11 protein-coding genes are annotated in these 15723 nt (G+C 56.1%); all 11 read right to left on the bottom strand.

The features are described from left to right. Positions 1-3 precede the first annotated feature (3 nt). The 11 genes from glgA to BZL43_RS05865 all read right to left on the bottom strand — a co-directional run bounded on the left by glgA (position 4) and on the right by BZL43_RS05865 (position 15441). On the bottom strand, positions 4-1590 hold the full coding sequence (gene glgA, locus BZL43_RS05915; protein WP_095631447.1) for a glycogen synthase GlgA: 1587 nt from the start codon (positions 1588-1590) through the stop codon (positions 4-6). A gap of 615 nt (positions 1591-2205) precedes the next feature. Then, positions 2206-3153 carry a D-2-hydroxyacid dehydrogenase family protein gene (locus BZL43_RS05910; RefSeq protein WP_095631446.1) on the bottom strand — a complete coding sequence of 316 codons (948 nt, stop codon included), beginning with the start codon at positions 3151-3153 and terminating at the stop codon, positions 2206-2208. A 14-nt stretch (positions 3154-3167) separates the two neighbouring features. Then, complete coding sequence (locus BZL43_RS05905) at positions 3168-4217, bottom strand: alpha/beta fold hydrolase (RefSeq protein WP_095631445.1); 1050 nt, start codon at positions 4215-4217, stop codon at positions 3168-3170. A gap of 198 nt (positions 4218-4415) precedes the next feature. Next, on the bottom strand, positions 4416-5114 hold the full coding sequence (locus BZL43_RS05900; RefSeq protein ID WP_095631444.1) for an outer membrane protein: 699 nt from the start codon (positions 5112-5114) through the stop codon (positions 4416-4418). An 84-nt stretch (positions 5115-5198) separates the two neighbouring features. Further along, positions 5199-5726, bottom strand: a complete 528-nt coding sequence (locus BZL43_RS05895) for an SRPBCC family protein (RefSeq protein ID WP_221216991.1) — start codon at positions 5724-5726, stop codon at positions 5199-5201. An 8-nt stretch (positions 5727-5734) separates the two neighbouring features. Continuing rightward, positions 5735-9175: a beta-ketoacyl synthase N-terminal-like domain-containing protein gene (locus BZL43_RS05890; RefSeq protein ID WP_095631443.1), complete on the bottom strand. Its 3441-nt coding sequence runs from the start codon at positions 9173-9175 to the stop codon at positions 5735-5737. A gap of 81 nt (positions 9176-9256) precedes the next feature. Further along, complete coding sequence (locus BZL43_RS05885; protein WP_095631442.1) at positions 9257-10342, bottom strand: acyl carrier protein; 1086 nt, start codon at positions 10340-10342, stop codon at positions 9257-9259. A 117-nt stretch (positions 10343-10459) separates the two neighbouring features. Beyond that, positions 10460-12223: an FAD-dependent monooxygenase gene (locus tag BZL43_RS05880; protein ID WP_095631441.1), complete on the bottom strand. Its 1764-nt coding sequence runs from the start codon at positions 12221-12223 to the stop codon at positions 10460-10462. Between the two features lie 3 nt (positions 12224-12226). Beyond that, a complete protein-coding gene (locus tag BZL43_RS05875) occupies positions 12227-12838 on the bottom strand; it encodes an HAD-IB family hydrolase (RefSeq protein WP_095631440.1) in 612 nt (203 codons plus the stop codon). Continuing rightward, entirely contained in the window at positions 12828-14348 is a 1521-nt protein-coding gene (locus BZL43_RS05870; RefSeq protein ID WP_095631439.1) for a class I adenylate-forming enzyme family protein, read from the bottom strand. Before BZL43_RS05870 ends, BZL43_RS05875 begins: the two co-directional genes overlap by 11 nt. Before the next feature lie 79 nt (positions 14349-14427). After that, positions 14428-15441 carry an SDR family oxidoreductase gene (locus tag BZL43_RS05865; protein WP_095631438.1) on the bottom strand — a complete coding sequence of 338 codons (1014 nt, stop codon included), beginning with the start codon at positions 15439-15441 and terminating at the stop codon, positions 14428-14430. Positions 15442-15723 lie beyond the last annotated feature (282 nt).

Here is a 15723-nt window from a genome sequence, read left to right as displayed (position 1 = left end):
CTCTTACTGTTTGCCCGATTTTCCCAGCGCTTTAGCCACCAGTTGTTCGTAGAGTTCGGCGTAGGGTTCGACTGCCTTGCACCAGTTGAAAGGCGCCGCCATGGCTCGGCAACGCATCGCGTTGAGCAAGCCGGGGAAGGCGAACACCTTGAACGCGCGGCTCAGGGCTTCGCGATAACTTTCCACCGTGGATTCGTCGAAGAGGAAACCGGTCACGCCGTTTTCAATGGTGTCGGCCAGGCCGCCGGTATTGCGGGCCACCGGCAATGAACCGAAACGCTGGGCGTACATCTGGCTCAGGCCGCAGGGTTCATAACGCGAAGGCATCAGCAGGAAATCACTGCCGGCAAACATCCGGCGAGCGTCGGTTTCATTGAAACCGATGTGCACGCCGATTTTCCCGGGGAAGCGTAACGCCAGTTCACGCATGGCTTGCTCTTCTTCCGGTTCGCCACGACCGATGATCGCGATCTGCCCGCCGTTGGCGACAATGTATTCGGCCACCGCTTCAGTCAGGTCCAGGCCTTTCTGGTAGACCAGCCGCGAGACCACGGCGAACAACGGACCTTCAGAGTCGTCGAGGTCGAACAACCGGCGAACATGCGCCGCGTTGATCGCTTTACCTTCCCAGTCGCCGATGCCGAACGGGTGGAACAGGTGCGGATCGGTGGCCGCGTCCCAGCTTTCATCGATGCCATTGGGGATCCCGCTGAGCAAGCCTTGCTGAGTCTTGGCGGCGAGAAAACCATCGAGGCCGCAGCCGAAGGCCGGCGTGGTGATTTCCTGGGCATAGGTCGCGCTGACGGTGGTGATGTGGCTCGAGTAGGCCATGCCGGCCTTGAGGAACGACATCTTGCCGTAAAACTCCATGCCTTCCTGTTGCAAGGCATGCATGGGAATACCGAGTTCCGGGCAGGAACCGAGGCTGATGACGCCCTGGTACGCCAGGTTGTGAATGGTGAAAAGGGTCGGGGTGCGTTGACCACGCCAGTGCATATAGGCCGGCGCCAGGCCTGCGGGCCAGTCATGGGCGTGCACCAGGTCCGGGCACCAGTGAATCTGGGCAAGGTTGGCGGCGATATCGGCTGCGGCGAGGCCGAGTCGGGCGAAACGGATATGGTTGTCCGGCCAGTCGCGGCCGTTGTTGGCGCCGTAGGGTGAACCTTCGCGCTCGTACAATTCAGGGCAGATCAACACGTAAATGACCAGGCCGTCGGGCATGTCCATGCGCCCGATCTTGCAGGGCGGCAATGCGGCGTGCCCGCCCAGTTCACCGATGATATGAATCGGGTTTTCGCTATTCATCACTTGCGGATAACCGGGAATCAGCACACGGACATCATGCAGATGCGCCATGGCCCGCGGCAGTGCGGCGGAAACGTCACCAAGACCTCCGGTCTTCACCAGATCGGCAATTTCTGAGGTAACGAACAGGACTTTCTTTTTGTTGGGATTCTGGCTGACTACCGGTACCAGTGTCTTGGGGATCGGCATATTCACCGATTTGGCACTGAGGACACCGACGGTGCTCGTTTCCCCGACCTGCTGATGAGCACGTTCTCCCTGGATATCTAAAGCCGCACTAATCATATGAATCTCCCGTGTTGTTGATCTAATTCTAGGCCTGGCACAAACGGTATTCGTGGCCAAATCCTGTGGCCGGGCGCAAACGCGCTACGCATCGGTGAGCAAGTGCTGCCCATGCGTTGAAGCAGAATGGGGTGAAGTGGCTGTTGCAAGGAATGCACCAGTCGCTGTGGCCCTACCTTTAACCTGACACGAGGCCAATACCAAAAGTTTCGATTATTTTCACCGAATGACCAGCCGGTTTTACTCCGCGAAAAGGAGTCTAGGCCAGAACCTGAAGGGGGATGGTCGAGGGTCGGAATTGTTCGACAACCGGTTGGCCTGCGCCCACAAACACGAGGCTTCGCGGGGAAGGTTGCACCGACGAAGGGCTGGTTGTGTTTGGCCCTGGGTCAAATCGAGACCAGGAAGTCACGATAATCGGGCGCGATGGAGGGTGGGTTGCACCATTGCGGTGCGCAGGGTTTGGGAGGTTTAGTGGATTTCAGGGCCTCTTCGCGGGCAAGCCTCGCTTCTACATTAGGTTTGGCGTCGTGCTTGTTGCGGCGTCCAACACAAATCCTGTGGGAGCGAGCGGTGCGGCGATCCGACTTGCCCGCGAAGAACGATAACGCGGTCTCAGCTCAGAATCCGAATCGGCTTCCCCGCCGTCCAGGCCTGTATGTCCTCGATCATCTGTGAAAAGAACAGCTGGTAATTCTGCCGGCTGACGTACCCGACATGCGGCGTGGCCAGCACATTGTCCAGCGTTCTGAAAGGATGATGGCGGGGCAACGGTTCATGCTCGAACACATCCAGCGCCGCGCCCGCCAGGCGTTTTTTTTGAAGAACCTTGATCAGCGCGGATTCATCGACAATCGGCCCGCGGGCGGTGTTGACCAACCATGCCGTGGGTTTCATCCAGTCCAGTGCCTGAGCGTCCACCAGCCCTCGGCTGCGCTCGCTTAGCACCAGATGGATCGACAACACATCGGCCTGCTCGAACAGTTCCTGCTTGCTGACATAGGTGACGTCGACCTCGGCAGCCCGTTCGGCGGTCAGGTTCTCGCTCCAGGCAATCACCCGCATGCCGAACACCTGCCCGAACCTGGCTACCCGTTGACCAATGCTGCCCAGGCCGAGAATCGCCAAGGTCTTGCCCTGCAGGTCGCCGCCCAACCCTTGTTGCCAATAACCTGCGCGCAAGGCATTGGCTTCGGCCACCAGATTGCGGGTCGCGGCCATGATCAGTGCCCAAGTCAGTTCGGGGGCGGCATGTTTGTAGCTGTCGGTGCCACACACCTGAATGCCCAGCGCAGCGGCGGCTTTCAGATCCAGGGCCGCGTTGCGCATGCCGCCGGTAACCAGCAGTTTGAGTGCGGGCAAGCGGCGCAGCAGGTCTTCGTCGAAGCGGGTGCGCTCGCGCATCACGCAGATCACCTCGAATGCGCCAAGTCGTTCGGCCAGGGTTTCGTTGTCGGCAGGGTAGTCATGGATAAAACTCACCTGACCGATGCTCTCCAGCACCGACCAGTCCACCACGTCGCGAGCCACGTCCTGCCAGTCATCGATCACCGCAATCTGCATCAGCCTTTACCTCATCAAGGAACGGTATTGGTTTGGTTCAGCCAGCCGAGCAACGCCTGATGGAATTTCGCCGGTTCTTCCATTTGGGGGGCGTGGCCAAGGCCCGGGAATTCAATCAATGTCGACCGGGGAATCAGTGTTGCCACTTGCTTGCCGAGTACGTCGTAATGACCGATTTTCGCCTTGACCTCGGGCGGTGCGATGTCTTTGTTGATGGCCGTGGTGTCGCGGGTGCCAATCAGCAGCAGGGTCGGTACTTTCAGGTCCTTGAACTCGTAGTACACCGGTTGGGTGAAGATCATGTCGTAGATCAGGGCCGAATTCCACGCCACCGCTGTTTTGCCTGGCCCTTTGGCCAGGCCTGCGTACATGTTCACCCAACGATCAAACTCCGGCTCCCAGCGCCCATCGTAATAGGTGCTGCGTTGGTAGTCGTGGATACCTTGCGCCGTGACTTTCAGCTCACGTTCGTACCATTGATCAACCGTGCGATACGGTACGCCGAGGGCTTTCCAGTCTTCCAGGCCGATCGGATTGACCAGCGCCAGTTGTTCGACTTGATCGGGGTATTGCAAGGCATAACGAGTGGCGAGCATGCCGCCGGTGGAGTGGCCGAGCAGGGTTGCCTTCTGGATGCCCAGGGTTTTGAGCAGTTGCTGGGTGTTGGCTGCCAGTTGCTGGAAACTGTATTGATAGTGCTCCGGTTTGCTGGAGGTACAAAAGCCGATCTGGTCCGGCGCGATGACCCGGTAACCGGCCTCGCTCAGCGCCTTGATCGAGCTGTCCCAAGTGGCGCCGCAGAAATTCTTGCCATGCATCAGCACCACGCTGCGCCCATTGACCTTGCCTTGGGCGGCTACGTCCATGTAACCCATCTGCAGGGATTTGCCCTGGGACTCAAAGGCGAAGTGCTTGACCGTGTAGGGGTACTCGAAGCCCTGAAGCTGCGGGCCGTATTCCGGCGTTTCGGCCTGGTTCTGGTTCTGGTCTTGGGCGTAGGCGAGAACGGGCAGGGCTGCTGTCAGCAGCAGGCCGGGTAACCAGCGGGAGAGGATAGGCGACATGGGGGGAACTCCACAGGAAATCCGCCGATGCTGGATCGGCATGATTAGGGCGACATTAAACATAGGCCATGGCCCTGCATGATCGTTCAACCCATCCAGCCTCGCGTAGCAAGGACCCACACACTTTAGAATGAAATCAGCTTTCCACCGGCTTGTCGTAGCGACGCCTTGCCAGTGCAAGGCGCCGAGATGAACCGCTTAGAACCAATAATTCAGGCCGAGCATTAATGACTGGGCGCTGTATTCAGTGCGCACATCGCCTTGGGGCAGGCCTTGAATGTCACCGAAGTGCGCCTCGCGAGTCTTGAGGTATCGATAATCCAGGGACATGGACCATTGATCGGTGAGCTCGAAACTTACCCCAGCGCCGAGTTGATAGGCCGATACATCATCGCGATGAGTATCGCCGAACTGCACGCCCCCGGCTTCCAGGCCACTCACCGACAGGGTGGTGTAGCCCAGGCCGCCGCCAATGTAGGGAGTGAACCGACTGAAAGGGGCTGGCAGGTTCAAGACGTCATACCAGAGGTTGGCCATCAGGCTGGTGGCTTCCTCTTCGCCTTTGCCGTCAATACTCCCGCCGCCTTCGTAGACCCGGTTATTGAACTGGGTCAGGGAGTTTTTGCGATAGCTGAGTTCCACTTCAGGTCTGAGCCCGATGGGAAATCGCCAGCCCAATGCCAGTCCGGTGGCGTAGCCGGAGTGTAACGGTTGGTTGAACTCCATCTCGACGAAATCAAGATTGTTCTGGTTAAGGTCCTGCGCAGCAACCCAGTTCAGGCCGCCCATGACACTGATGTAGGGGCCGAGCGTGCCGGCGGAACTGGACTCTGGGGCGATAAAGCCCATGCCAATGACGCCCATCACGAGATACTGAGTTTTTTTTAGTAGGTTCATGCTCGGTCCGAAGTGTGCCGTTATCAATAAGTAAGCCAAAGGGGGTCGGGAGCGAGCGTTCAACACTCGGCCTCCCGGGATATTTCATACACGGTGCAAATGCGTTCCAGGTTTTTCGAGCCTTAGGGGACTGATGGCATTCGCTCGTTGTTCAGCCAACGCGCACAAATTGTCCAGTGCAGTGGTCATTGCCGCGGTCAGCATTTTGCGCAGCAGCCCGCGGTATAAAAAACTCAAGGGGCCAGCGATCCTCGCGGTATGGATGACATGGGTTTCATTGGGGGAAAGCCTGCGCATCTGGTGATCGAACTCAAGGTCGATCCAAAGCAGTCTTGCCGTGTTCCGATAGCTTTCATGCATCCTCACCTCTTCCAGTTTCAGCGGCATGTTCAGGCCATTTTTGAGGATGCATTTGCCTTGGGTTCCCGGTTGAAACGGGCCATTGAGTTCACAATGGCTGACGTCGGTATCCCATAACGGCGCTTCGGAAAAATTGCTCCAGATCTTCCATATTTCAGAAGGCGGCGATTTGACTATGACTTGCACTTTGACATCGTTCACGGCGACACCTGGGTTGTTGGGGGCGTGGTCATGCTGGAGAGGGAGATCCATTCAGTGCCTCATGCCGCGGGTGCGGATTGACTCAGCACTTGAGCGGTAATACTGGCTTGACCGATTTTTTCTCCCCGATTGAACAGGTCGATATAGATGCGGTTGGTTTTGAACGGCTGAAGCTGTGCGTCAAAACCGGCTTGCGGTGCCAATGACAGCGGACTGTTCCTGGGGATTGGCCGGTCCAGGGTGAAACTCAAGGCCAGCAGGTTCATCGGGGTATTGAGTGGAATCCGCAAATAACTATGGGCAATCTGCATGTAGCACTGGCGGGCAACTTCGAGGAAATACACCATCGAATAGTGTTCGGGGTCGCCCTCCTGGAAGAAGTGCTCCTGCGGCAGCTTGAGCGTGTCCACGCTCAAACCCTGAGCGATGCCGCTCATGTCACTGACGATGACGTTTTCTTCTCTGGCCTTATGCAGCAAGGCCTTATCACGGCAGCGAGTGGCCGTGAACTCGCCGGCGGGCGATGCCTCGAACGCCGAGCTATAGGCCATCCCAAGGATGCAGGTGCACATCAGCTTTCCGGCCTGCATGACCTTCGCATTGAATACCTGGGGGTCTTTGCCTTGTTCCAGATGCAGATCAATCACGCCCTGCTTTTGTACGTATTGCTGGAACTTGATAGTCAGGGTTTTGACATAGGCGACTCGCCCACTCAGTGGAGGCATGGCGAGTTCAATCAGTTGCAACACGCCTTCAAGCAATAAAATGCCGGGGATGTGATCAAGAGGGTGATCGAAGAAATAAGGGTGCGCTTCATTCACCACGAGCTGGGCGTGCAGTGACTGGGGGTTGCGCTTGACGTTGGCGATCACGATGTTTTCCGGGCAACGTTGCCAGTGCGCCGGGCGCTGGACTTCGGCGCCACGGTGCAGGGCAAAAAGGCTCTCCATCGCGCGAACCCTGACACGCAGCCCGCAGAGCAGGGTGCTGGTCAGCGTGTCACTGAGTTGCAGCACGTCGACGCCGTCGTGTTGCGGCTCGCGGACAAGGCTGACGGGGCGGGCAGGCGCAATGACCGGCTGCAATTCGTGGGGTGCCGAGTGAGCAAAACGCAACGTGAAGGGATGCTTGATGGCCGGGGCGGGCTCGGCCGCCGGGCTCCATTCCTGAAGCTTTTCAGTAAATAACCACATCACGGCCTTGCCGGCTTCGCGCACCTCGATCACCGTGTGAGCCGATGCACTCAGCATCACCGCCAGTAGGGTTTCGATACCGCTGGCTTCAGCCAGGAAGCCGGTCATCTCCTGCAGTGATCCGCTTGCATGAGTTGCGTCAGGCTGCAGCTCGCAGACTTCAATGTTCTGGTAATGACTGCGCGCTTTGCCCAGCCGTTGGCAAGCCTCATCCAGCGAGTTCGCGGCATGGGCGAGCACCGCTGCGCGGATCACCAGCAAAGGTTTGTCGCTGGAATCCGGTTGATAAGGACGCAGCGCAATCAGCCCCAGTCCTTCACCTTGCACGGTCGCCGAGTGTCGGGCGCGTTCGATCTCGATTTCAGCACTGATAAAGCGCCCTGCACCGAGCAAGAGCGTGGTTATGCCCTCGTTGAACCATTGCCGGGATGCCAGCAACGTCTGCCAGAACAAACCCGGAGTGCCGACCAGTGTCTGATGGAAACCCTTGAAGTCAAAAATCTGCGTCGGGTAGCCGGATAACATATTCGGCAACATGGTTGCCACATCCGTCACCTCCACGCCCGGTGGCATGCCTTGAGCCTGGCCGTAGAAGTTGTGAGCGCTGCTGTACGCATTGCTGAAGCGTTCGCCTCCCATGTTGCAGCACATGACCATCGCAGTGCCGGAAGAACCGGCTACACCCGGCAGGCGTCGCAGTAAATGGTTGACGCGATCGGTGATCAACAGCTTGAACGGATCGACATTGGCCAGAGGCTTGGGGCCCATGCCGAAACCGTCGATATCAATGATGCGATCCTGCGCCAGGAATTTCCCCAGTAAAGGCTGAACTGGAGCAGTGGCGTAATCAACGAAACGCCCATAAGGGAAAATGACTGAGGGTGCTGCTGGCTGATCGAGCTGTTGCTTGAATGACTGCAATGAGCAATGACTGCCGATCGCCGCTTCAGCCTCGACAATGGCCAAGTCCAGCATCAACACGCCGGGAGTGGCTAAAGGAACCGCCATGGGTACGACGGGGCGGTTGTCGGGAATGTACTCATCCACCACCAGATGCGCATTGGCACCGCCAAAACCAAAGCTGGAGATGCCGATCCGGATTGCCGATTGACGATCAGCAAGGGGCTGTACGTGCTCGGTGGCCAGCTGCAGGCAAGTCTCATCGACTTTTGCGCTGGGACGGTAGTCGGGCTGAGGCGGAATTCCTTTGTGACGCAAGATCATCAACGCCTTGGCGAGCGAAGCGCCTCCGGCGGCGGCCAGTGGGTGACCAATGACGGACTTGATCGAACCAATGGTGATTTTCTTGCCGTCTGTGCGGTGAGGGGCGAAGAAGCTGTTCAACGAGCCCAGCTCTGTCGCATCGCCTAGCGGTGTACCGGTGCCATGGGTCTCGATGTAATCCACATCATTGGGGTCAAGACCGACATAGGCACGCTGGTAAGCCGTGTACTGGGCCTGTTTGCCAGGGGCAAACACGGAGCCTTCGGCGCCATCGGCGGAAAGCCCCAATGCCCGCAAAACGCCCAAGGGGCGGCGCTGCGCAATCAGGGCCTGGGATAGGGGTTCGATCAGAAAGGCGACGGCACATTCGCCCGGCACAATGCCGTCAGCGTCCTGGCCGAACGCTTGCATTTGAGCCCGGGAAGAAAAGGCGGTCAACTGCGAGAACCCCAGGAACAGCGCCGGTGGCAGCACGGTGTTCAGTGCCATGACAATCGCGTTATCCGCCTGTCCGCTCTTGACCAGGGCCTGAGCCATATCGATTGCATAGGGGAACGAACTGCAGGCGGTGTCTACCGATAACGCCGGGCCACCGAAGGCAAAAGCCGCTGCCAGCTCAGCCACTTGTTCTCCCGGCGTATAGCCTTGGAATGAAGAGCCCCTTGGCGCATCGGCTTTTGCGGACATTCCTGTGACGAAATAACTCTCATCACTCCAGGATGTCGCGACCACCAAGGCGGTGCGTTTCTTGGTCAGTGCCGAGCCTTGTCCGGCAAGCTGGCCAAGGAGTGTCTGGAGTACTTTCTTACCGATCGCGACCTGCCGTCCCTCATGCCGCGAAGGGGTCGATGTGTCATCGGTAAGGCAAAAAGCACTGTCCAGGTAAGTGCGATCCTTTTCTCCTGCCTTTGCCGAATAGATCGACGCCTTATTCAGTTCCCAACGTGTCAGCATCGAATGGATGGGCGCTATCTGTCCTTGCGAAAGCAAGTGCCAAAGCGCATCCGTTGACGGTGCCCCAGGAAACTCGCCAGCCATTGCGCTGAAGCAAAAATCGTCCTCTGTTGTTGCCGCGCCACTCATACCCTGTCTCCTGGTTGCCAAATGCTGGGTGATCTGCTCGATCACCCGGATTCCATGCCATTTTTTTCAGCGGCTCAGTGTTCAGCTCAGTCTTGTCAGAAGCGACAAGGCGTCCTGCGGCGTACGACGCGACATCAGCGCTTCACCGGCAAACTCGCTGGCGGAACACTGTTGCGCCATAGACTGGCAAAGTGCTTCTCGGGCGAAACCGTTGAGCCCCAACTGTGCAAACGGCGTCTCAATGTCGATCGACTGTGGCGCGTCCGGGATCAGGGGTGACAGGGTGTCGAAAAGCAGATGGCTGATCTGCCCTTGGGTGTCCGCCGGGGCAGATGATTGCACTTCGAAAGGTGTTGCTGATGTTGCCTCGGAGCTGGCCAGGGAGGCTTTGATCAGGGCGATGGTTTCCTGTGGCAACTTGGCGTTGGCCAGTTCAGTGCTGTTGGCCTTGAGTTGCGGCCACAACGCGACGACCGACTCCAGGAAATCAAGTTGCACCAAGGAGTCCAGGCCCAGGCTTTCATAGCTTTGTTTTTGGTCGATCTGGTCAACGGTAAAACCGGTGATATTCGCCAGTTGTTCAAGTACCCATGCTTCGACATCCACAGCAGGCGCCTGCGGATCGGCTTCAAGCCGCGCCAGCAAAGCGGTAGGCGTGGGGGCATTAAAGAGCTGCGAAGTGAGTGCTTTCTTTTCCGGAAAGTGCTGGCCCAGGGATTCGAAAATATCGACCAGCCCGAGAGAGTCGATACCCAGACTCTCGAAACTTTGATCGAAGTCGATTTGTTCCTTTTTGAATCCGGTGACCGAACTTATTTCGGTGCGCAACCATTGCCCGTAGCTCAGTGCAGGCGTTTGTTCGGTAACAGGTGCCGATGCCAGTATTACCGAGTTCGAATGTACAGGCTCCAGCACTGGAAGGTTCTTGGCAGCGGGAGCTTCAATCCCATGGGCATAAATGCCCTCGAGGACTTGTTGATGAGCATTGAAGTAATGCGCGGTGACGGATTCGGCTTGCTCCAGCACACGCATCAATATTGATTCTTTTGCTACATTGGATTCGCAAAGTGAATCAATGATCTTTTCTGAAAGAGAGAAATAGCTATGAGCTATTTTTCCATTGGACACGATGAATTCCTGCACAACATCGTTGAGTTGGAAGCGCATGAGGTTCTCCTAACCAAAGCCGGTATACGTTTTCTATAAATAAGAAATCAAAAGTCATGGCCCACGGGTGGGCCTTGTGTGAATCAATGAACCAAACTGGACGTAGCCAATAGAGACTTAGAGTTGGAGTTGCACTGCGTCAATCTCGAAAGATGTTGTTTTTCTGGCGCCCTTGAGCAGCCCGGATCTTACGTTCAGATAAGTGAAGAGCGTCATTGCATCGGCGCCCTGAAAAGCGATGTAGCCGTCAGGACGAATCAGCATCAACGTGCCCTCTTTGGCATGGTAACGCTTGTGCAACCGCCAATCGGGATCCAGCAACGTCGAGTGCCAGGAAGGCATCTCGGCGCTATTGAGGGCATCAATAACGCAATAAGCCTTGATGCCCGGGTAGTCCTTCTCCACCGACTCGGCCAGCGAGTAAAAGCCCGGTAACAAAGGAGAAAACTGATCGGCTGCGCTGAAAATCAACAACGTGAACGTTCCGTGGAACAAGTCGATCAAGCGTTTTGGCGGCATACCTTGCAGTTGCCACAACTCGACATCGGGAGCCAGTTGACCTGCGCGAGGCACAGAGGACTGAAATTCGGGTTTTTTGCCTTTTTTGTTCCAATTCTTGCGCTGCTTTTTCGTCAGCGATTCTTGAATGTAATCACTTTTGCCATAGTGATACTGATGACCGGAAATCATCGAGGGCAGTTTGCGCTGAACCTTGCGCCGGTTGCTCAGCAGTGGCAGAACATTGTCGCGCAGCCAAACGAGGGCGCGGTGCTTGACGGTAATCAGGCCGGTCAGTCGGTGTGCCGTGTTTTCGACTTCCAGGGCAACCGGATAGCGCTCTTCGTTGTAGCTCTCCAACAATGACTGATCCGCCAGGCCCTGATCGACATAGGCTATTTTCCACGCCAGGTTATACGCCTCGGAAACCCCCAGGTTCATCCATTGGCCACCGATCGGGCTGCCGATATGTGCTGAGTCGCCCACCAGGAACACGGAGCCCTGCTGTAGCGTCTGCACACGGCGATGTTGAAAAGAGGCGATGGTTGTCGATGAAATATTGGACAGGATCATCTTTTGCCCGCGTCCTTCGCACAACCGCTGAAAGTTCTCCAGACTCAAGGAAGGGCGCTCACCTTCAGGTGGCAGGTTGTAGGGCATCTCGATGAAAAGTCGATAACGGGATTGCTCGCTGATCGGCGCGACCGCCACATAACCGTCCTGTGCACCCAGGAAGAAAGCGCCTTCATCCTTGCTTCCAGACCACTCGATGTCGGCATCGGCGAGCATGAAGAACCGGTCGTAGGACGATCCTTCGAAGGTCATATCAAGGCGTTTTCTGATGGTGCTGCGAGCACCGTCGCACGCGACCACCCAGCGACTGGAAAAGGATTCGTCGCTGCCGTGCGCATGATGAAGTGTCATCCGCACTGATCCCGACAGGTTTTCTATATCAACCAGCTCGGTATTCCACTCAACATCTGCGCCCAACGCGTTCAGTCGCTCGAGCAGAATCTTCTCTGTTTGCGGCTGTGGCAGGCTGAGAAGCAGGGGATAGGTAGCGTCCAGGCAGGAGAAGTTGTAGTTCAATACCCGTTTGGCGTTCGACTGCACCGAAAACTGGTTGATCGTGAACCCGTCGCTGATGGCCTGATCGGCAACTCCCAGATCCCGAAAAATTTCCAGGGTTCTGGAATGGATGGCCATCGCTTTGGTAGCGGTCGAGGGACCGGCGTTCTTTTCGATAATGCGAAAAGAAACGCCCCACTTTTTCAGCATGATTGCCAGGGACAGGCCAACAGGGCCGGCGCCTACGATCATGACTGTCGGGTTGTTGCCGGGTTGCCTGAAGTGCTTGGGGGCCAAAGTGCTCAGCGTGTTCATCTGTCAGTACCAGTTTCTGTAGAAGGGAGAGTTGGCAATGCCCAGAAGTGCATCGTCACCCGATGAATCTCCGTAGGCATAAATGTAAAAGTCATCAAGGTTGCTCAAGCAGCTTTTAAGCCGTGTGACTTTTTCTCTCTCAACACAGTTGGTCCCGGATATCCCGCCCGTCAGTTTGTTCTTTGCAGTCGCCAGGCGGGTGCCGCAGATATAGTCAAAACCCGCTGCCTGGCCCCAGGGAATCAGGTAGTTCTCTGGCGAGTTGCTGACCAGCGCAGTGACATGCCCCATGGATTGATGCCATTGCAGCCGGCGCAGAGCTTCGGGCCTGAGCCAGAGTGGGAGCTGCTCGGTGATGAAGTACTTGGCATGCTCGCGCTCTTGCTCAACTGACAGACCGCCCAGATAACAGGCGATGAACGCCAGTCGGGCTTGCATCAACGGCGTGATGCCAAGGATCACACTAAGCATTTTGGGCAGCAGGGGGATGATCCTGAGCCAGAACGATCGGGTTCCCACGATAAAACGCATGTAGCGCCAGAACGTGTGTCGGTCGGTCAATGTGCCGTCAAAGTCGAAAACGGCCAGTACCGGTTGTGTGCCATTAGCTTGCATGAATCTCTTCCTTGAGAGAGATGATCTCGATGGTTTTGGGCAACTTGAAGCCCGAGAGGTAGCGCGAGAGCAGGGTAGAGATAGCGCTCTGGTTCAGGTCACCGCTCCCTTCAACGCACAGGTGCAGTACGTTGACCTCCTTGTTGTCCGGGACGATGTACGCTTTCGCGCGCACCACGTCCGGATGCTTCAACGCAATGGATTCGATTTCCGTCAGGTCGACCATTTGCGCTTTGATCTTCGAGATTCGCAGGCGTTGGCAATAGAAGAACACATGCCCATCGTCGTCCCGCCAGACCAGATCACCCGTGTGCAGCCAGCCATCACGGAAGAACCGGGCGTTGGCGTCAGCTGCATCGTCATAGCCGTCAATCACCATCGAGCCACGTATCAGCAGTTCGCCGATACGGCCGGGTGCGACATCCCGCCCCTTGGCATCAACGACCCGCAGTTCTACGCCACTGATTGGTTGGCCCATGGCGCCGCGATGGACCTTGCCAATCGAGCTCTGGACAATCACCGGCATGCTCTCGGTCAAGCCATAGCCTTGCAGCACCGGATTGCACCCCAGCAGCCGACCTAGTTTCTCGGCTTCGTCTGCCGGTAGATGGCTGCCACCCGAATAAATCATCAGTTGCGGGTGCATCGGCAAAAGCGCGCCTTTGCGTTTAGCCAGTCGCGTATTGAAGTAGCGAATGACGTCCGGCACCAGGCAGGCAAAGGTGACCTTATGCTGGGACAAGACTTCCGCCAGATCCCTGTTGAGCAGGGTGTTGGTCATTAACAGGGTGGCGCCCACGCTCAATGGGAAAACCAGCATTACGGACAGTCCGAAGATGGCATACAGCGGCAGCGTCACCAGATGAACGGACCCCACGCCTTGGAGGTGAAACTGCTCATGCAGCCCATCGCTCGATTGCGTCAGGTCAAGGTAGCGGTGAGAAACGGCCAGCGGTTTGCCGATGCCCCGATAGGTGAACTGCACCGCGACAATCGGATTGCCCTCGGGCAATAACAAAGGCTCGGCCTGTCGAGGAAGCCGGGAATCGGCCGTTGCGTTGTCGGGCAGGGGCGATGACGGCTCGCTTGCGACGTTCAACACCAAGGAATGCTGAACGCCGTGGGCAGGCTGAAATGTCTCGCGATGCTGCTCGAATAGCGTCTCGGTTGTCACGACCAGCGTCGGTCTGGCGATGCTGATGACGCTGTTCATTTCGAATGGCGTCAGTTTGTAGTTGAGAATGACCGGAACCGCACCGCGCCCGATGATCGCCAGATAGTAGGCGATGAACTCCACCCCATTGGGTAGGACAAGCGCTACTTTGTCGCCCGGCAATACATCTAATGCTTTGAGGATACCGTTACATTCTTCAGCTCTTATTCTCAACCCTCGGTAAGTGATAGTTTCTTCTTCTGCGTCCAGATTCCTGATAGCAATGTGATCAGGGAAAGACTTTGAAAAACCGACGAACCGATGCAGAAAACCTTCTTTATATGAAAGGCTTTTCATTTACCAACCTCTCTCAATCCTTGAATTTAGGGTTAGACAAAAAGTATTACAGAGGCAGGTTGTATATGAACTTTTTCAATTACGCATCTGTGTAGTTGTTTTTCCGATACCAGTCCAGAGTATCGGCCAGTGTTTCAGCAACAGGGCGAAATTTGCACTTCAGTTCCTTAAGGCTTTTGTGGTGACTGAAATGGGTGCGCCCTTGCTCTTGCTCCATGAGTTTGACCGTGGAGGTACTGATGAGCACCGGTTTTTTCGTGACGCGATAATAGGCTTCATATACCAAGGCAATGATACGCAGCATGAACAGTGGTACTTTGCGCTCCGGTGCTTTAACACCACTGACACTGGAGAGTGCCTGGAAAATACTGCTCATGTCCATATGATTGCCGGCTGCCAGATAACGTTCTCCGGACCTGCCGCGGGTGATGGCCGCGAGTTGATGTTCCGCTACATCTCTGGCGTCTACAACGGAAAAACTTCCAGGCAGTATGCCGGGTAATTTCTTTCCGACAAAGTCGAGCAGGAACTGTCCTGATGAGGTGGGGCCGATATCCCCGGGGCCAAACATCCAGCCCGGCAATACCATGGCGATGAACATATCCGGGTGCTGCACTAGAAACTCCTGAACTTTTTGTTCAGACATTATTTTGCTCAAGTAATAATCGTCAGCCTCCGACTCATTGCGAGACATTGTTTCATCGATTACTTGATCTTTATTGCCCTGCAAAACAGCAATGGATGAAGTATGCACTGCGCGACGAATGCCAGCCGCATAAGCGGCTTGCAATAGTCGCTCAGTCCCGGTCACATTAGTGTCATAGAGTTTCTGCCAGTGCTTTCCGCCTTTGTAACTGTCGCGGAAATAGGCGGCCGTATGAAACAACGCATCACAGCCTTGCAAAGCATGGCTGAAAGCATCGACATTGAGCATATCGCCTTCGACAAATTCGACAGGCAGATTGCCGAACTGCTTCCTGGCTTTTTCGACGGAACGGACCAGCGCTTTTACTTTGATATTTCGCTTTAAAAGCGCATGAACCACATTATTACCGAGCAGGCCTGTAGCGCCTGTAACAAAGGCATATTCCATTAAAAATCCAGCTCCTGTGAGTAACCTGTTACCGCATTGAGATTGATGTCACCGGGTTAGATGCTTGATCAGGCACTGGTTACATCAACGGCGGCAAGTAAAAACCATTTGGTATCTGAAAATCAAGTGGTATTTCATTGTCGACGCAAGGTCCACGTCCTTGAACCCGACCTAAAACTGGAAAATCCTGCGATTTAGAGCGTTGCACCCATCGCCTGCCTCCTTGGAGCCGTCACAAGACAACCATTCCAGAGAAGGCCGGCGTCAGGCTGGATACCGGCC

It is taken from the genome of Pseudomonas sp. PICF141 (assembly GCF_002286815.1).
Lineage (GTDB): Bacteria > Pseudomonadota > Gammaproteobacteria > Pseudomonadales > Pseudomonadaceae > Aquipseudomonas.
The sequence above is the reverse complement of the archived record's forward strand: the minus strand, read 5'-3'. Positions and strand labels throughout refer to the sequence as shown.

Coding starts and splice junctions, on each gene's coding strand:
- BZL43_RS05885 (WP_095631442.1), bottom strand. CDS start 10,342: ATGCGCTTCCAACTCAACGATGTTGTGCAGGAATTCATCGTGTCCAAT.
- BZL43_RS05910 (WP_095631446.1), bottom strand. CDS start 3,153: ATGCAGATTGCGGTGATCGATGACTGGCAGGACGTGGCTCGCGACGTG.
- BZL43_RS05895 (WP_221216991.1), bottom strand. CDS start 5,726: ATGGATCTCCCTCTCCAGCATGACCACGCCCCCAACAACCCAGGTGTC.
- BZL43_RS05875 (WP_095631440.1), bottom strand. CDS start 12,838: ATGCAAGCTAATGGCACACAACCGGTACTGGCCGTTTTCGACTTTGAC.
- glgA (WP_095631447.1), bottom strand. CDS start 1,590: ATGATTAGTGCGGCTTTAGATATCCAGGGAGAACGTGCTCATCAGCAG.
- BZL43_RS05880 (WP_095631441.1), bottom strand. CDS start 12,223: ATGAACACGCTGAGCACTTTGGCCCCCAAGCACTTCAGGCAACCCGGC.
- BZL43_RS05890 (WP_095631443.1), bottom strand. CDS start 9,175: ATGAGTGGCGCGGCAACAACAGAGGACGATTTTTGCTTCAGCGCAATG.
- BZL43_RS05870 (WP_095631439.1), bottom strand. CDS start 14,348: ATGAAAAGCCTTTCATATAAAGAAGGTTTTCTGCATCGGTTCGTCGGT.
- BZL43_RS05865 (WP_095631438.1), bottom strand. CDS start 15,441: ATGGAATATGCCTTTGTTACAGGCGCTACAGGCCTGCTCGGTAATAAT.
- BZL43_RS05900 (WP_095631444.1), bottom strand. CDS start 5,114: ATGAACCTACTAAAAAAAACTCAGTATCTCGTGATGGGCGTCATTGGC.
- BZL43_RS05905 (WP_095631445.1), bottom strand. CDS start 4,217: ATGTCGCCTATCCTCTCCCGCTGGTTACCCGGCCTGCTGCTGACAGCA.